At 33.1% G+C, this 19369-nt stretch carries 15 protein-coding genes; 8 read left to right on the top strand and 7 right to left on the bottom strand.

Going from position 1 to position 19369, the window contains the following annotated elements; genetic code table 11:
- Nucleotides 1-42 precede the first annotated feature (42 nt).
- Nucleotides 43-795: a response regulator gene (locus A2530_RS03245; protein ID WP_294885666.1), complete on the top strand. Its 753-nt coding sequence runs from the start codon at nt 43-45 to the stop codon at nt 793-795.
- Nucleotides 796-880: 85 nt separating this feature from the next.
- Here the strand turns inward: A2530_RS03245 and A2530_RS03240 are convergent, their stop codons facing one another.
- From A2530_RS03240 to A2530_RS03215, 6 genes are all read right to left on the bottom strand, one after another.
- Nucleotides 881-3535, bottom strand: coding sequence for an ATP-binding protein (locus A2530_RS03240; RefSeq protein ID WP_294885664.1), 2655 nt, complete (start codon nt 3533-3535; stop codon nt 881-883).
- A gap of 12 nt (nt 3536-3547) precedes the next feature.
- Nucleotides 3548-4354 (bottom strand): peptide deformylase, encoded by an 807-nt coding sequence (locus tag A2530_RS03235; protein ID WP_294885663.1) that lies wholly within the window; start codon nt 4352-4354, stop codon nt 3548-3550.
- Between the two features lie 104 nt (nt 4355-4458).
- Nucleotides 4459-4623: a hypothetical protein gene (locus A2530_RS03230; protein WP_294885662.1), complete on the bottom strand. Its 165-nt coding sequence runs from the start codon at nt 4621-4623 to the stop codon at nt 4459-4461.
- 33 nt (nt 4624-4656) lie between these two features.
- Nucleotides 4657-6126 carry an FAD-dependent oxidoreductase gene (locus tag A2530_RS03225; RefSeq protein ID WP_294885660.1) on the bottom strand — a complete coding sequence of 490 codons (1470 nt, stop codon included), beginning with the start codon at nt 6124-6126 and terminating at the stop codon, nt 4657-4659.
- 164 nt (nt 6127-6290) lie between these two features.
- Nucleotides 6291-8849, bottom strand: coding sequence for an aminopeptidase N (gene pepN / locus A2530_RS03220; protein ID WP_294885658.1), 2559 nt, complete (start codon nt 8847-8849; stop codon nt 6291-6293).
- Nucleotides 8850-8907: 58 nt separating this feature from the next.
- The gene (locus A2530_RS03215; RefSeq protein WP_294885656.1) at nt 8908-11025 is read right to left on the bottom strand and encodes a TonB-dependent receptor; all 2118 of its coding nucleotides are present in this window, start codon (nt 11023-11025) and stop codon (nt 8908-8910) included.
- A gap of 113 nt (nt 11026-11138) precedes the next feature.
- Here A2530_RS03215 and A2530_RS03210 point away from each other — a divergent pair, with 113 nt between their 5' ends.
- From A2530_RS03210 to A2530_RS03180, 7 genes are all read left to right on the top strand, one after another.
- On the top strand, nt 11139-12512 hold the full coding sequence (locus A2530_RS03210) for a sensor histidine kinase (protein WP_294885654.1): 1374 nt from the start codon (nt 11139-11141) through the stop codon (nt 12510-12512).
- Nucleotides 12509-13189, top strand: coding sequence for a response regulator (locus A2530_RS03205; RefSeq protein ID WP_294885653.1), 681 nt, complete (start codon nt 12509-12511; stop codon nt 13187-13189). Before A2530_RS03210 ends, A2530_RS03205 begins: the two co-directional genes overlap by 4 nt.
- Nucleotides 13190-13274: 85 nt before the next feature.
- Entirely contained in the window at nt 13275-13757 is a 483-nt protein-coding gene (locus A2530_RS03200; protein ID WP_294885651.1) for a PAS domain-containing protein, read from the top strand.
- Nucleotides 13732-15150, top strand: coding sequence for a methyl-accepting chemotaxis protein (locus tag A2530_RS03195; protein ID WP_294885649.1), 1419 nt, complete (start codon nt 13732-13734; stop codon nt 15148-15150). Before A2530_RS03200 ends, A2530_RS03195 begins: the two co-directional genes overlap by 26 nt.
- Nucleotides 15151-15168: 18 nt before the next feature.
- Entirely contained in the window at nt 15169-16593 is a 1425-nt protein-coding gene (locus A2530_RS03190; RefSeq protein WP_294885647.1) for a PAS domain S-box protein, read from the top strand.
- A gap of 39 nt (nt 16594-16632) precedes the next feature.
- On the top strand, nt 16633-17157 hold the full coding sequence (locus tag A2530_RS03185; protein ID WP_294885645.1) for a YfiR/HmsC family protein: 525 nt from the start codon (nt 16633-16635) through the stop codon (nt 17155-17157).
- A complete protein-coding gene (locus A2530_RS03180; protein ID WP_294885643.1) occupies nt 17154-18440 on the top strand; it encodes a GGDEF domain-containing protein in 1287 nt (428 codons plus the stop codon). The genes A2530_RS03185 and A2530_RS03180 overlap by 4 nt, the downstream gene beginning before the upstream one ends.
- Here A2530_RS03180 and A2530_RS03175 read toward each other — a convergent pair.
- A complete protein-coding gene (locus tag A2530_RS03175; RefSeq protein ID WP_294885641.1) occupies nt 18437-19312 on the bottom strand; it encodes a GyrI-like domain-containing protein in 876 nt (291 codons plus the stop codon). The two genes, A2530_RS03180 and A2530_RS03175, sit on opposite strands and share 4 nt — an antisense overlap.
- Nucleotides 19313-19369 lie beyond the last annotated feature (57 nt).

Here is a 19369-nt window from a genome sequence, read left to right as displayed (position 1 = left end):
AAATATCACTAAATAATTATATATATAAACAACGAGTAGAGTATGGAAAAACACACTATTATTATTGTTGAAGATGATGAGATTACTTCCCTTAACCTAAAACTTTCTTTGGAAAAACATGGTTATGGCGTTATTTGTTTGTGCAAAAACACCATTCAAGCTGTAGAAGCTTTAGATACGTATAAGCCTAACGTAGTAATTATTGATATCTCACTGCAAGAGAGCAATGACGGGATAGAACTGGCTAAAACTATAAAAACTCATTACTCTATTCCGTTTATATATTTAACTTCTTATAGCGATGACGATATGATTTCTCAAGCTATAAAGACAGAGCCGTACGGATATATCGTAAAACCTTTTGATCCATCTTCTCTTCATGCTACTATACAGATGGCTATTTTTAAATTCAACGTGGAAAATGAGAGATATGAAGAGATAATCACTTCAAAAATCGATGAAGAAAATTTAGAGAAACTACTTTATGCAAAAAGAAAATCTGACAAACCAATTGTTACTTTTGGTCAAGATTATCACATTGATATCTCTAAAGATGAGATATTTTACAACAATGAAAAAATTAAACTCACAAAAAAAGAGAGTGCTATTCTGAGGCTTCTTGTGGCAAAACTCGGACACATAATTACTTTTAATCAAGCTATAGATTATGTTTGGCAAGAGAGCGGAGCAACGGAAAACAGCATACGAACATTAGTTTGGAGACTTAGAAATAAACTCCCGACAGATATCATAAAAAATGCTTCAGGAATCGGCTACTATTTAGAAAACAATTAATTTAGTTCTTTTAATAACTGTGTTTTTAGATTGCAGCGCTTCTAACGAAGCTCGCGACGAAGCAATCTATATTTAATCAGAATATTCAATTAATTTTTATTTTTGCCAACGCATCTTTTATTTTTTTAAATGTTTTCTCATAATCATATTTTTCATCTTGCGCTTTGGCCATTTTTTCCATCATTGAACTCTCCTCTTGCACCTCTTCAAGCCTAAAATTGCCGCTAGAGCCTTTTATGCTATGTGAAATAAGAGATATTGCTTTATAATCTCTTGATTTTATTGCCGCTTCTAACTCCGGAATCTGTTTTGACATTTTATTTATAAAAAGTTCTATAAGCATAGTTAATTCACTTTTGCTTAACATTAACTCTTGAGTTAATTTTTCATAATTTAAGCCCTCTACACTGCACTCTTCAAAAATCTCTTTTGTATCAATATTATTTTTTTTTGCAATCTTTAAATAGTTAAAGAGAACTCTCTCCAACTCTTTTACAACTATAGGTTTGCCTAAAAACGAATCAAATCCACTCATAAGCCCTCGTTCTTTAGCCCCTTTAATTACATTAGCCGTCAAAGCCGATACCGGCGTATGTTTAATACCCTTTTCTCTCTCATATTTTATAATCGCCTGAACTGCCTCATTACCGTCCATTACTGGCATCTGCTCATCCATTAAAATTAAATCGTAATTATTTGCTTTATATAGATTTACGGCTTCAAGACCGTTTATTGCTAAATCATAAGTCAATCCATATTTACTAAGTAGTATCTTAATCAACTCTTGATTAGCTTCATTATCTTCTGCAATTAAAATATGTCCTTGAAACTTCATACTTCTTTCATGCTTACGAGGAGATAGTGAGTCGGGATGGAGCAGTTCATCAAAAGTAGTTTTAATTTTAGAGCAGTAAAGAGGAAAACAGATACATGCTATATGCGAATATTTTTCATACTTATCACTCGGCCTGCTAATAAGCGCAATATACTTTTTATCAGAGTTTAAAACCTTCTCTTTAAATCTATCATCGACATACTCATCTAAAAATATTGCTACGTCATACTCTAAATTTAAGTTATCTACCAACTCTATATCCATACCAAATAGCTGGGCATATTTTAAAAATGACTCTGTTTTATAACCTCTAATCATGTCATGAGAATAAAAAATTATTTTTAGTTTCTTTAACTCATCTAAATCATTTGGTATCTGGCACTCATTATTATGGATTTCTACCGGCAGCTCGACCCAAAACGTACTTCCTTCTCCAAGCTTTGATTTGGCATGAACGCTTCCACCCATATGTTCCGAGAGCTGATGGCAAATAGATAGTCCCAATCCGGTTCCCTCTAAATTTTCTATTTCACCGCCCCCTGCTTGAGTAAATGCAGTAAAGATATTTTTTATATCCTCTTGTGCTATACCTATTCCGTTGTCATGAACACTTACTTTTAATATCTTATCTTTGCACTCTGCTTCTACATTAATATGTCCACCGACTTTAGTAAACTTTATTGCATTGCTTAAAAAATTTGATAAAATCTGCTTTATTCTTAGCGAATCTGCATATAGCTCTTTTGGTATTTTAGGGTCTATAAAAGATGTAATAGTTATATCTTTAGAGTTTGCAGAAGCTACAAAAAGCTCTAGTGTATGGCTGATTTCACCATGAATTGAGAATATTTTAGGCTCAATAGTAAACTCTCCGCTTCTAAGTTTTGAAAAATCCAAAATATCATTGATAATGCTTAGTAAATTCTCACCGCTGTTTAAAATAATCTCTAAATACTTTCTATGTTGCTTTGAGACATCTTGCTCTATTAAAAGATTAACAAATCCTAAAATAGCATTTAGAGGCGTTCTTATTTCATGCGACATATTAGACAAAAAATACTCTTTTGCCTGTGAAGCTTTTTGAGCTTCCAATCTTGCATCTATAAGCGTCGTTACGTCATTTGCAATTGACATGTACTCTATCGAATTATCGTATGGATCTAATATTTTAATAATGGTAACATCTATATAAAAATAGTCTCCGTTTTTTTTGTTATTTTTAATCGTTCCTCTAAAAATACCGGCATTTTCAAGCTGAAACCACAAATCATTAAAATATTCCTGAGGCATATCTTCATGTTTTACGATGCTATGGTTGCTTCCTATAAGCTCTTTGGCACTATAACCGCTCAATTGAATATATTTGTCGTTAACATATATGATTTTGCCGTCTTTATCTGTTTTAGAGATAATAGCACTCTCATCCAACGCTTTTTGATATTCGCTAAGGAGTTTAACATGTCGGTTAATCTCCTGTTCTTTTTGAAAAATAGTATCGGTGTAATATTTCAAAATACCTTGAAAATTTTTGTCAAATATATATGATATTTCATCAAATAGCTCTTTTGAGTTTAACTTTACATCAAAAGTAAAGTCAATCATAGATCTTCTAAAATGGTTACAAATCTCAAAAAGCTCATCCGCACTGATATCTCTATCTTTTAAATATGCAAGAAGATTTTGCATAATTGGACAGTTGCCTATCTCCACTTCGCCGGATATTACACCCATAAAATAGTCAAAAACATCACCTGCATAAATATCTAAAAATTTCTGCGTATCGATATCATGAAGATTTAGTATTCTACGAGGAGATTCGTACGATATCCATTGCAAAAGAATAAACTCTTTTGAGGATATAAAGATATCTTGTTTATTTACAAGACAAGGTACTTTTTTTTCCATTTACAAAACTTTTTACATTATAAAATATGAGAGCAGCATAATTGCGCTTAACTTAACTAAAGATATAACCGTAGTTCCTATTATATTCCCTATTTGACAGCTTGTGCAAGAACTAAACTGTTTTCCTTCATACTGAGCATAGAAAAAATAGATAATATTCAAAACTACGGAAGTTGTAAATAAATATATTTGATAATTCCATAATTGCTGTGACATTTTATTCTCTACCAACAGCGAAGCTATAACCAATGCTACCATAGCTATCATAACTACATTAATAATTTTAATTATATAATCTCTCTTAAATGTTGTCGGGCAGCTCTCTGATATTGCTATATCACTTCCAAACTCTAACTTCTTTTGAAACAGTTTTTTCTCTTCTTTATTTAGTTTGTTTAAAAAGCTTGACCCAAACGTATAATCAATTTTTCTTTGTATCAATATACTTAAATTTCCATCTGCTTTAAGTGAATGCTGATTTGCTTCTCTATCTTGATATATTAAACTTATTGTTTCAAACCTTGTGACATCTGCACTAAGATTAGGAAAATAAGCTGTTCTCTCCGTAGTTACTACTCTACCTTTAGTGCTTATTATTCTAGGGTTTATCAGCTCTAAAAATGTTCCGTCATCTTTTTTTATAACTATTACGTTATAGTAACTGCCTATCTGAAAAGCAGCTAATCCATCTATTGAGTTGGCTTCAATCGTATCTTTCATATCTTCAATTAAAGAAAATATATCTTCATTAAAAACTCTTACATCAGTCGCGTATTCAACACTAGGAGGCGTTGGATATGTAATTATCTCTTTAATCATTGATTTACCTTACTTGAAAATATTAATCCTCTTGAATTTTGAGGGGAGTGTATTTGTATGTGAAGAGAGACCTTAGAATTTCTAAGGTCTTCTATGAATGCAGACTAGTGACTTTTACTTACTACTACTAACATTTTAATATTAATGGCAATAAATCTAAGTAACTGCCAAATTTTGCAAGTTCTTAAATATATAGCAAAAGGTCCAGGTGTCATTGTTGTAAAGTTATTACTATACGCTTTTATGTTGTGTTCTACTTTTTTACTCATTGTATCTCCTTTTTTAATTAATCTAATATATTACTATTCAGGAATCATTGTCCAGCCAGTTTTTAACTTAGCTTTCCAAATAAATAGATGGTGAAGGATATGTTTAATCCAGTGACCTGCAAGACCTATTTCGCCAAACGTATAATCTGTATCACGACCAGTTCCAGGGTATTTTTCAAAGTCAGGAACAACAGGATAGATTGTCATTGCTGCAGCAGTTCCATCAAATAGACCTTTTCCTGCAGAAGCAACACAAGCAGCACCCATATGAGCCATTGAAGCTTCATGCAGTGGAGCATTTTCACCTTTTAATATACGGTCACAAATACTGTGAGCTACCGCTTTACCGATAATACCTGATGGCATACCTGTACGTGGAGGTGTTGGATTAATCGGTGTTCCGTTTGGAGAACTCATAGGTTTAGAAATTGGATGTGGCGGTGCGAATGCGATACCGCAAGCAAACATATTCCCATACGTAGGATTTTGGTAAGTTGAAGGCCAGTCACTAGCTTTCCAGTTCTCGTAAGCACCGGCAGCATAGTTTGCATCAACTTTCATAAATCCGTTTGGAGCAAAAACAGTAGCCGTAATGTCTGTACCGTCTTTTGCGATAGCTTTAAGACCGACACCGGCAAACGGAGGAATTAACATAGCGAAGTCAAAAGACTCTTCACCCATTTCGCCGCTTAAAAGTTCATAACTCACTTTTCCTTTTTCAACTTTATTTACATGTGCACCGATAATCCAGTCAACATTTCTCTCCGTAAAAAGTGATTCAGCGAAAATTCTTGAGCTAACAGCAAATCCCATACTCTTCATATGTAATCCGCCAACACCGAAATCGCCTAGGAAAGACTCATTTGAAATCCATTTCAAATCAGCCATATCACGAACACCAGCTTTATTTAATTCATGCTCAATGTTGAAAATATATTCAAACGCAGCACCTTGACACGTACACAGACCGTGACCTGTCCCGATTAGGAATTTTTGACGCTCACCGTTTTTCATTTTTTGAATTGCTTTTTGAAACTCATGATTTGCATGAACCGCGTGGTCTGCAGTACAAACTGAAACCGTAAATTCTCCAAGACCGTTAGCATCGCCAAGACCTGGAGTTGCAGCAAAATTAAGCTTTGGTCCCGTAGCATTAATTAAATAATCATACTCTATGTTTTCAATCTGTCCCTCTTTACCGGGTACCGTAGATTCTACGACAACATAAGGTTTATCACTTGTCTCATTACCTTCCGGATGAATACCCAGCGCTTTTGCTTGATGATATATAATACCAGCTTTAGCATATACAGGGGCTAGATCAAAAGTAACATCTTCCTTACTCATTTCACCAACACCGACCCAAATATTAGATGGAATCCAATTCCATTTAGAATTTGGAGTAACAACAACTACTTCATGAGCCGAGCCTAACCATTTTGCCGCGAAGGTAGCAGCAGTATGACCTGAAACTCCTCCACCAAGAACAACTAATCTTGCCATAAAAATATCCTTTTTATTATAAGTCTAAAAAAACTTTAAACAATTGTACCCAAAAATTTAAAAAAATAATTATAATATAAAAAATAATATTTATATATTTACATTATACTGGCATTAATAACTCCCTATTTATGGGTGTTTTTCCAATCAATAAATTAAATAAACTAACTTTTTATTATTTTGTTTATAATTTCATATACATTTTTTGATATTGAATGTGTAGAAATTACACGTTCTAACTCTACTTTCATCATTGTCTTATTTTGATTATTTAACTTTTTATATATTTTAAACGCTCCTGCTAATCCTGAAGCGATTTGCGGATTTATCTTGTCAATATCAATAATTTTATCTGCCACAAATTTATATCCGAGTCCGTCTTTAGCGTGAAAATGTTTATAATTTCTAGCAAACACACCTATTAATGAGCGAACCAAATTTGGAACTAGTTCATTATAAGCATCATCGTTTTGAAGCGCTATTACACGATCTAATGTTCCTTCTCTATGAGAAGCAGCCAAAATTGAGAAATATTTGTTCATAATTAAAGTATCTTTTTTATATTTTTTATAGAAATCTTCTAAAGCAATTGCAGAATATTTAGGTGAAATATTCTCCAAAGTATCAAGGGCAACAATTCTGTCAGTCATTGTTATTGAGCTGTTATATTGAAGATTTGCAATCTCTGCTATTTCATCACTCTCTATGGCAGATAGAAGTTTTAGACAACGGTTTTTTATAGCTCTTTGCCCGATACTTTTTGCATCAAGCTCTTTACATGTAGGGTTGTGAGTTTCATTGTAAATTTCAAATAACTTATCTTTAAAAGTTAAAGCCAAATGTTTTTCAAGTTTCTCTTTAGCTTCATAAATTAGCTCAAAGTCAATCTCTTCTTCTCTTTGCATAATGGCGGTTATACTCGGCAACTCCATTAGCAGCGCTTTATAAGATAAATCTAAGTCGCTATCTAAGATATGTCCGTACGCTCTTACATACTCATCATCTATATTTTTGCCATGCAAAAGAGCTTCTATTACCTTAATACCAAAAGATTGTGTAGCTTCATATTTTACAAAACTGTTTTTATCATGTTTCATTAAAAAACCGTAACTGCTCTCTTGCATATCGACTATGATAGGTGCAGAAAAATCCCTGTTAATCGATAAATGAGGTTTTGATGTTACTTTAAAAATAAACTCCTCTTTCTCTTTTGAGATAATAAGTGTTTCGTTATGTAGCTCATTGCCGTTCTCATCCAAAAGAGCTATTTTTAGCGGAAAATAGTATGGTTTTTGTTCACTTCCATCAACTGCATTTGGAACTATCTGAGTTAATGTTAAAGTATATTTACCATCATTAAAACTCTCATCTACATGTAACTTTGGCGTGCCTGATTGATGGTACCACACTTCAAACTCACTCAAGTCAACTCCGCCGGCACTACTCATTGCCCATAAAAAATCATCCGTACGCACAGCTTGTCCGTCAAAAGTCTCAAAATACAAATCTGTTGCCTTACGATAATTTTCTTCACCTAAAAGAGTGTGAATCATGCGGATAACCTCAGCGCCCTTCTCGTAAACGGTCGCGGTGTAAAAATTATTAATCGCTATATAAGAATCGGGTTGAATCGGATGAGCAGTAGGCGAAGCATCCTCTACAAATTGTCTCTCTCGTAGAGCTTTTACATCCTCTATACGCCCTACCTCTCTTGAGTTCATATCGGCTGAAAAGCACTGGTCGCGAAAAACCGTAAGCCCCTCTTTTAAAGTGAGTTGAAACCAATCTCTACATGTAACTCTATTTCCAGTCCAATTATGAAAATACTCATGTGCAATTACACTCTGAATCCCCATAAAGTTTGCATCGGTTGCACTGTCCTCATCTGCTAAAACATAAGCGGAGTTAAATATATTTAACCCCTTGTTCTCCATAGCACCCATATTAAAACTATCTACCGCAACTATATTGTAAAGGTCCAAATCATACTCTCTGCCGTATTTCTCTTCATCCCAAAGCATTGCCTCTTTAAGCGACTTCATTGCATGTTTACATTTAGATTCATTTCCTTTATCCGTATAGATACCCAGTCTTACATATTTGCCACTTGCAGTTATAAACTTATCCTTTACAACTCCCAAATCTCCTGCAACGAGTGCAAAAAGATATGAGGGCTTTGGATATGGGTCAAGCCATGTAACACCGTGTCTGCCGTCATCTAATTTAAAATTTGTTAGAGTGTTACCATTGCTTAGGAGTATAGGATAACGCTCTTTGTTTGCGACGATAGTCGTTTTAAAAACAGCCATAACATCAGGACGGTCTAAGTATGGAGTAATTCTTCTAAAACCTTCAGGCTCGTTTTGAGTACAAAAAATATTTCCCGATTTATAAAGCCCTTCAAGTTCACTGTTTAGCTGAGGATAAATTTTATTAATTATTATAAGAGTAAACTCATCCTTAACATCCAAAATTTTTAAACTCTCTTTTTCTACAACATATCTGCTCTCATCTAGCTTTTTATCATCCAAATATATTTCAATAAGCTCTAACTCTGAACTATCCAAAATAATATCTCTACATGTTGTATCTATTTTAACTACACTCATCATATTTGTAACTTGCGTATGCTCTTCAAAAAGTTCAAAAACCAAATCACAATTTTTTATGGTAAATTCCGGCTGTTTGTAATCTTTTAGGTAGATAGTTTTTACTTCATTCATTAAATAATCTCTTTAATTTTTTATAATAATAGCATAGCAAAGCAAAGCAAAGGCTCTTTTAAAAGTTTTGAACATAACTTAAGAAAAAGTTTCTGCCTTCTCTTCTTATTCCGCCATTTGTATTGTAGTAGTAACTAGGCTCTCTTACATCCGCGTCAAATATATTTTTTACACCTACTCTAGCCTCGCTAAAAGCCGAAAATCTATACGTAATAGTCTCATCAAAAGTATGCACCTCTTTTACTGTAGAGTCTTTGCTTACCCACTCTAACCCTGTTTGCTTCGTGGCTGAATAGTAGTGCCACGCTGTACCCAATGAGAATTTATTTGTTGGGCGATAAATATAAATCGCTTTTAGCATTACATCTGATATATCAGGCATTGATTGATTGGTTGACACCGAATCCTCTTCTGGCGGAGTCGTATAATCCGTCTCTACATAAGTTGCATTAAAGTAAAGAGAGTGTCCTTGTTTTGCATCAAAATAGTATTCAAATTCCGCACCTTTACTGACTCTATCATCATAGTTTTGATATCCCGGAATAGTAGTCTCATACTCTTCCAAATCAATTACGTTATCTAACTCTGAATAGAAGAGATTGAGTGAAAATTTGTTGTAAAAGTTCGGAGAGTATATTGCAACCGCTTCATAGGTATTTGTCTCTTCGGGTAAAATATTTTCATCTCCCGCACGATAGTTTATATGTCCGTTTGCATAAGCTTCGGTAAGTGTAGGCGCACGAAAAGCAGAACCGTAGAGAAGTTTAAAAACTGTTTCATCGGTAGCTCTATATACTACAGCCGCTCTTTTACTGATTTTTGTTCCAAAATCAGAGTAGCTGTCTGCGCGCACTCCAAAGACAACATCAACGTCATTAGTAAGTGATATCAAGTCTTGAAGATAACCGTAGGTAATGGTTCGGTTGATTCCCTCTTTTAAAAAAGTCGTAGTCGGATTTGCCCAAAATGCAGGTTCATTCTCATATCTGTATCTAAAATTATCATAATTTGGACTTGCTAAAATCGTAGATATATTTTGAGTAATGGCATTTTCGACACTGTTATAGTAATCATCTTGTGTTACTTCTACATGTCGAACTCCGACACCTGCTAAGATATCATTTGATTTAATTTCAGGAAATGTTAAAATCATCTCTGCTTCAAGATTTTGCTCTTGTTGTTTTTCATGATAAAAGAAACCGTCTTGCATGTCAGTTATACCCACAACTGCAAATCTAGTTGCAATACCTGTAACTCCGACTATATTAGCTCCCTCGTCCAACATGCGATGAGAAAAGTTGGCTTTTGTTTCAAGCTTATAGTCGTTTAACAAAGTTTTGTAGGAGAGTTGTGAGAAAAAATATGAGTTTTTATGCTCTTTTGGATGCTCTGGTATGGGATCGAGATCTTCTTCAAAACCGTAAAAGTTTCCAGATACATTTTGTTTATAGCGTGTCATAAACTCAAAACCGCCGTTTATCGCCTTAAAACCGAGGGAAAAATCTCTCATAGCTTCATCGGTACCTATCGAACTTCCATCAACAGGAAGAGACTTGCTATTTTTCTGATAGTAGCCGTCGGCAAAAAATTTCCAATTATCTGAAATATCATAAACATTAGCACCTGCCGTCATATAACCGTAACTGCCTGTGCCTAAAAAAATCTGATCTGTTTTTTTTGAATTTCCAAGCTTAGTAATAATATTTACGGTACCGTAAAATGCCCCCGCACCGTAAGTTGTAGAGTTTGGTCCTCGAAGCACCTCAATTCTTTGAACGAGTTGCATAGGAAAATCCATATAGAGATTACTAGAACCTGATACTTCATTATTTATTGCAACACCGTCTATTAATATTTTGATTTTATCCGAAAGATATGCATTGGGATTTTTAAAACCTCTAACGGTTGTCATTGCGTAACCCATAGGACTTAATTGTATTTGAATTCCCGGAAGCATACCTAATGCTTCGCCTATATTTTGTATACCTGCGTCCATGTATGTTTTTGCATCCACTACCGTTACTACTGAGGGTAAATAATCTACGTTAAGAGATTTTTTAGTCGCTATGTCGCTGACATTTTCCAAAAGAGATTCAAAATCTTGCATCTCATCAGACTCGGAAGAATAGACGGCGGTTACTAGAAAAAAGGAAACAACGGTTACTAAAAAATTCATATTTATCCAACTATTTAACAAAATTAACTATACAATACGCACTGTTCGTATAGTACAATAGCACTTATTTATACGAACTTAAAATCAAAAATTTAAAAAAGTGGGTTGTTTTAGTGCGAAATCTAAGCATAGAACTTAAAATTATAATCGGTATCATACTATTTACGACATTCATCGTAAGCGTTGAGCGTTATCAACTGTCCCAAAATATCATTGAGCAGTTTATAGAGTCTAAACGTTCAAAAAACAATCTACTGATAGAGACTATAACTCCTATCATAGCTTTAAATATCTCTTTAGGACTTAATGATGCAAACAAAGAGTATTTAGATTATATCGCCAAACAAAACCCTGATTTGGAGTTTATTAAAATTACAGACTTAAACAGTGACGTTACTTATTCTTACGGAGAAAAAGACAGAAGAAAATATAAAGAAGATAAGCACCAAATAATATTTTACAGCAAAAACATAATAGACTCAATCAGCAAAAATGCTTTAGGTACTATTTACCTCCATTTTTCAGATATAGATTATCAAACACTGCTCTTAAAAAACAAAAAAACAACTCTGCAAATCTTTTTAATCACTTTTATCTTACTTGCTATTTTTATTATTATCATTAAAAAAGAGTTTAAACATTTAAAAAGACTTAGCGAAAATGTTTTAGCTTACGACCCGAAACTAAATAATTTCACATTAACTCCCTCAACCAGACTTGACGAGGTAGGTGTTATTCACAACGCAGTTATATCGATGGTGGAGAGGATACACTCCAATTCAAAGCTTTTGGACGAGACAAATACTCTTTTGGAGATAAAGGTTCAAAATCGTACAAAAAATCTTGATGAGAAAAACCAACTGCTCTCTAATGAGATTAGAAATAAAAATGTTCTTTTAAAAGAGCTCTATCACAGAGTAAAAAATAATCTGCAGATTATTTCAGGACTGCTCTCGCTTCAATCAAGACGAATTAAAGACGAAACTACAAAGTCAATATTTGACGAAACAAATCAAAGAATAAAAGCTATGGCAATGATTCATGAAAAACTCTACCATTCCAGCGATTTAGAAGCAGTAGATATGCAGGTTTACACTTTAGAGTTGGTAGAAAATCTAAGACAAACATTTCAAACAAAAAACCTAACTTTTGAAATCGTTTGTGAAAATTTTAAACTCGACTTAGAAAAAGCCGTGCCAATGGGCTTGATTATAAATGAGGTTGTAACAAACTCTATAAAATATGCATTTGACGATAGTTGCGAAAATAAGATAATCAGCGTTAAGATGTACATGTTAAAAGAGAACAGCTTTATATTAGAGGTATTCGATAACGGAAAAGGAGCCGATTTAAAAGCCGTGAATGAAGGATTTGGGTTTAAACTTATAGAATCACTTGCATCTTATCAGCTAAAAGGTATAATTTCATGTTTTAACCAAAACGGTTTACACCATAAAATAATATTTTCGAAAGAATTTTTAAGATGAATATTATCATTATTGAGGATGAGGGAGTTACCGCACTTTTTTTAAAAGAGATAATCAGCGATTTGGGACATAATGTAGCAGGCATATTTGATAACGGCGATGCCCTTTTAACATTTTTAAAAAACGGTAGCGTTGATTTGATATTTATGGATATCAACATTAACGGAGCACTTGACGGCATCCAAACTGCAACTATTGTACATAATAGATACCCTGATATCTCATTTGTATATCTAACCTCCTACAAAGATAGCCAAACAATCAAAGATGCACAAGCTGTCAAACCTTTAGGCTACTTGATAAAGCCTGTTGTAGAGAGTGATTTGGAAGCTATTATGATGGTTGTTCAGGGGTGCAAACAGAGATATAAAAAAGATGAGTCTCATGAGATACTCTTTGCAGAATATAAATACAATATAAAAACAAAAACATTATTTGATAACGGTGAGGTTATTTCTCTTAGCAAAAATGAACTTACATGTATAAATACTTTAATACTTAACAAAAACAGCTATATAAGTGCAGAGCATCTTATAGCAGCAATCTGGAAAGACGACAAAGAGAGAGTTGTCTCCTTAAGAGAGTTAATATACCGTCTAAGAAAAAAACTTCCAAATCTTCCGCTTCATAGCAACTCAAATATAGGATATGCTCTTAGCACCTCAACCAAAACGTAAAAAAACACTATTTTTTATAAAATCTCATTATATTCTAATTTTAAACTACTAATATTGTTAGATTAAATGCATTAGGATTAATAATATGAGAGAGATAACGTTCCCTGACAATGAAATTATTGTTTCCAAAACAGACACAAAAGGTAAAATAACATACGGCAATAATCTTTTTTTAAAGATGGCAGGATATGCAGAAAAAGAACTTCTAGGAGCACCTCACAATATAATTCGTCATCCCGATATGCCAAAAATTGTTTTTAAATTATTGTGGGATACGGTACAAAAGGGTCAAGAGATTTATGCTTATGTTATCAACAAATCTAAAAACGGCGACTATTATTGGGTGTTTGCAAACGTAACACCATCCTATGATGCAAGAGGAAATATTATCGGTTATCACTCCGTACGAAGAAAACCATCTCCAAATGCACTCCAAATCATAAAACCTATTTATAAACAGCTTCTACATGCAGAAAAAAACGGCGGTATGGCTTCATCAGGAGAACTGTTTAATAATTTACTTGCTCAAAACGGAGGTCGTTATGACAAATTTATCCTATCTATATAAACTAAAAATCATAGGATATACGATTTTTACGACTTTTTTCGTAGGCTATTTGGTAAAACTATTTTTTGAAGGATTTAGTGTTGTAGATACGCTGCTTTTAGTTTTATATATTGGGATGGGAGTACTGTTTAACTCCTCTATTTTTAAATTAAGTACATGTATGAATAAATCAATCGATGTTTTAAACAGTGCCGTACAAGGAAATCTTGAAACTCGTATTACGGAAATTTCCGATGCAGGAAAAGCGGGAATGATAGGTCATCAAATCAACAATCTTATAGACCAGATGGAAACTTTTATGAGAGAGATGAGCACTTCAATTAACTATGCGGGAAATAATGAGTTTTTTAGAAAGTTTAATACTACAGGATTAAATCCCGCTTTCGCTCTTGCAGGTAATAGAATAAACGAGAGCATAGAGGTTATGAATCTTAATCATATAACACAGATGAGAATACAGCTAAACGCTGATTTAAGTACGATTAACAAAAATAATGAACAGCTTAAATCTCTTAACAACAGCTTTAAAAATAATACCCAGAAGCTAGAAATTATCTCACAAAATATTAAAGAAGCAACTCAAATGAGTATCAAACTAGCAAATGAGTCACAAAACGTAGGGGAGAAGCTTCATGGACTTAATCAGCTGCTAGATAACAATACGCAATCTACCCACTCGCTAGAAGAGCGTACAAAAGAGATTACTACCGTTATAGACCTTATAAGCGATATTTCTGATCAGACAAATCTTTTGGCTTTAAATGCGGCAATAGAAGCCGCGCGCGCTGGTGAGCATGGAAGAGGATTTGCAGTCGTTGCCGACGAGGTGCGCAAACTTGCAGAGAGAACACAAAAAGCTACTGCCGAAATAAGAACAACTGTTCAAGTCTTACAGCAAGAGAGTATGGAGATGTCAAGCAGTTCTGAGTCTATGCGTGACGTTGTACAAGAGTTTAGCAGCCTTATGAATACCTTTGGCGATAGTATGACTCATCTTCGTGATTCAAATGAAGCCATAGAAGATGAAGTACAAAATATAAAAAATCGTATTTTTGTAAATCTTATTATGATTGATCATATCCTATTTAAAGCAAATGCCTATAGTTCAATAACTTTTGCAAAAAAAGTTGGAGAGTTTAGCGAACATCATGGTTGTCGCCTTGGAATGTGGTACTTTGGTGATGGCAAAGAACAGTTTGGACATACAAAAAATTATCAAAATATAGATAAACCGCATGCTGTTGTTCACAACAAAGCAATAGATGCGATGAAATACATTGAGGGAAAAGATACATGTATAGATAATAAAGAGCGCATTTTAGAAGATTTTAAAGAGATGGAAATTGCCAGTGCCGAGCTGTTTATTTTAATAGAAAATATGATTGATGAGTAGAGTTTGGGAGATTTTTCTATGATAGAGCACTCTAGCGATACACACTGCAATGAGCAAATTTTAAAAGAGTATAAGGACGCTGTTGATATAAGCAGCATTGTTTCAAAAACAGATTCAAAAGGGGTAATAACTTTTGTCAATAAAAAATTTTGCGATATTTCAGGCTATTGCGCTCAAGAGCTTATAGGTAACCCCCATAGCATTGTAAGGCACCCTGATATGCCATCTGAAGCATTTAAAGAGATGTGGGAAACCATACAAAGCAAAAAACCATGGAGCGGAAAGGTCAAAAATAAAAAGAAAAACGGCGAAGCTTATTATGTAAATACCGTTATAAACCCTATAATTGACTGTGATGGAAATATTATTGAGTATATAGGAATTAGGACTGATGTTACAGAACTTGAAACCATAAAAGAGCAGTTGGTCAAAGACTTAAATCTCTCAAATGAAAATTTTTATGAAGCATATAGATCAGCACAGGCATATCAAAATGCTATAGATCAGAGCAATATCCTATCTCGTACCGATATAAATGGAAATATAACTTATGTAAACCAACAGTTTTGCGATATATCGGGCTATACAAAAGATGAACTTATCGGTCAATCACACTCGATTATAAAACATTTAGACTCTCTAAAAGCAAAAAGGCTTTATAAAGAGTTATGGCAAACTATCTCTAGCAAAAAGACATGGAAAGGACAATTTGAAAATATCTCAAAAGATGGAAAAATTTACTATGTAGATAGCACTATTGTTCCGATTTTAGATAAAGATGAAAATATAGTTGAATATTTGGCCATTAGACGCGATGTTACAAATATAGTGACTTTTCACCAAGAGTTGGAAAATACTCAAAAAGAGATTATAAATAAAATGAGCGAAATTGTTGAGAGCAGATCAAAAGAGACAGGCTCACATGTAAAACGCGTTTCAGAGTACTCAAAAGAGTTAGCACTATTGGCAGATTTAAGTGAAGAGGATGTAAATCTACTCTATGCTGCTTCACCAATGCATGATATAGGAAAAGTCGGCATACCTGATAGTATATTGCTAAAGCCCGGTCCCTTAGATGAGGATGAGTGGGTTATTATGAAAAATCATAGTAAAACAGGTTATGATATTTTAAAAAATTCAAACAGACCTATCTTAAGGGCGGCTGCCATTGTCTCATACACTCATCATGAGAAGTGGGATGGTTCAGGTTATCCTAATGCTCTAAAAAACGAAGAGATTCATATATTTGGGCGAATTAGTGCTATTGCCGATGTTTTTGATGCACTAGGAAGCGATAGAACTTATAAAAAAGCATGGGAACTGGAAAAAATTATCGATTTTTTTAAAGAAGAGAAAGCTAAACATTTTGATCCAATTTTAACAGATATATTTTTGCAAAATATTGATAAAATGATACTTATTAGAGATAGGTATAAAGATTAACTGTAGGAGATTGATATATTTAAAGCCAAAATCATTTACATGTTCCTCATTATCGGCATCATATTGGATGCTTCTACGTATGATGAGGATGTACTGAATATTTTTTCAAAGATTGCACCTCGCTTTATCATAATGAGCAGTCAAAAAAACAAAATAGAAACTGAAATAAAAATATGCGTGCTGCATGATAAAATCGATGAGAGGGTTGCTCTGTCTTTTATTGATAAAATCAATACAAACTATCCTGATGGTATAAAAAATTATCCTATAAAATTTATAAGTAGCAGTTATTTCAATATTGGCGAGTGTAAAACTGCTCAACTAGCTTTTATATTTAATTCCGATAGAAACAATATTAAAGAAGCAGTTTTATATTTAAATAGGCAAAATATTTTATCAATGTCTTATGAAGAGGAACTTCTTGATTACGGAGTTCAAATATCACTTTTTATAGGAAGAAAAGTTTTACCCTATATAAATATGAAAGCAATAACAGAGAATAAAATAGAGCTTGACAATATTTTATTAAGGGTATCAAAAATATACAAAGAGCACGAGAGATGATTTTTAATATTAAAAAATTGATTCGCAGCATAAGCATAGAGATTAAAACTATAATTGGTATCATTCTTTTTACGATATTACTTGTAGGACTTGAGCGTTATCAACTCTCCCAAAATATTATTGAGCAATTCATTGAATCAAAGCGCTCTAAAAACAGATTATTGATAGATACTATTACTCCTATTATAGGATTAAATATCTCTTTAGGGCTAGACAACTCTAATAAAGAGTATTTAAATTATATTGCAAGACAAAATCTAGATTTGGAATATATTGAACTGTTAGACTCTGATAATAAATTGAGTTACAGTTATGGAGAAAAATATGAAGATAAGCATCATAGTGAAAAATTTGGCATTAATTTTTGCAATAAAAGCATAGTAGATTCCATTACCGGGGAGACTTTAGGTAACGTTACTTTACATTTTTCCGATAAAGATTACCAAATATTATTGTCCAAAAATAGGGAAACAACTTTAAAAATCTTTTTTATTACGTTTATACTGCTGAGCATATTTGTTATTTTAATTAAAAAAGAGTTTAAACATCTAAAAAAACTTAGTGAGAATGTTTTAGCATATAACCCCAAACTCAATAATTTTACACTAACTCCTTCCCAAAGACTAGATGAAGTAGGAGTTATACACAACGCCATAATATCAATGGTTGGAAAAATAGCAACACATACAAAAATTTTGGATGAAATCAACTTATCGCTTGAGGATAAAATAAAAAAGAGAACCAAAGAGCTAGAAGAGGCGAATAAAAAACTTCAAGCCTTATCTGTCACCGATGAGTTGACACAATTATCAAATAGAAGATATTTTGAAGAGTACTTTCAAAAAAGTTGGGAGCTTGCAAAACGAAACAATATTGAAATCTCCATTATCATGTGTGATATAGATTATTTTAAAAGGATAAATGATACATACGGGCACTTAGCAGGAGACTTTATTTTAGAAAATATTGCTCAAATACTTAAAAAATCACTTAAAAGAAATACAGATTTTATTGCAAGATACGGCGGAGAAGAGTTTGTTATAGTTATGTACGATACAAATATTGACTTAGCAAAAGAGTTATGTATAAAAATACAAAACAGTATAAAAAATGCCGACTCATTCATTTTTCAAGGTATTGTACTTGAAGCCGTAACTATGAGCTTTGGTATTAGCAGTACTATACCAAATATAAACAAGAACTCCAAAGAGTTAATCGAAAATGCAGATTTGGCTCTCTATAAAGCTAAGAAAAACGGCAGAGATTGTATTATTGTTTTTTAAAATTTAATAGATAGATAAAAACTTATATCAAACTCATTATCATCGGATAGGTAATTATTTTTTCTATATACGACATAAGGCGGTTTTGTTGTGGTTTCGTATTCGCTCTTTGGAAGCCATTCATGATAAGCCCATTGCATAAACTTTAACATATCACCTTGTTCCCCAACCAAATCAAACTTTGCATATATCCCCTCAGCGATATTAAATTTAGGCAATCTATCACTCTTTACTTTTATACCTTTATCAACAACTATACATGCTACATATTGACACTCACTAAGCGGAGTTATGGTCGGGTTATCGTGAAAAAGAGCTATCTGTTTATACTCTGTTATATTGTTACTAAAAACCCAAGTTTGAAGCTTCTGCCATGTGCTACTAATTAGTGCATTATAGCCGCTGTGTCTTATGTAGTAACTCTCAATCAGCGGCATTTTTACGATTGTCGGTTTTAGGTGATCAAACTTTGCAGTTGATTTTTTTGCTTTAGGAGATTGCTCGATAATGTGCTGCGAAAATTTCTTATATCCGCCATTTTTCCACTCTTTTGGCGTCATGCTAAAACGCTCTTTAAATACGCGTAAAAATGATGTTTGAGAGTTATATCCGCAGATATTTGCTACATCACTGATAGTTGAATATTTATTTGTTAAAAGCAGATTTGAGGCTTTTTGAAGTCTTATAGATTTTATACTCTCATAGATATTTTTTCCAAACAAGTCTTTAAAAATTCTATGCATATGAAACTTGCTAATTTTCAAGTCTTCGCTTAACTCATCCATCGCTATATTTGTATCTATATGTGTGTATATATAGTACATGATATCATTGGCAATTTGTACTCTTTTTTGAAGTGTTGCTTTTTTCATGGTTTATATTGTAGCAAAAATAAAATATTTTTTAGACACAAATTAACTATATTTCTA

Origin of the sequence: Sulfurimonas sp. RIFOXYD2_FULL_34_21 (genome assembly GCF_001830805.1) — a bacterium.
In the GTDB taxonomy this organism is placed as follows: Bacteria; Campylobacterota; Campylobacteria; order Campylobacterales; family Sulfurimonadaceae; genus Sulfurimonas.
This window is presented reverse-complemented; position numbering and strand designations above follow the sequence as displayed.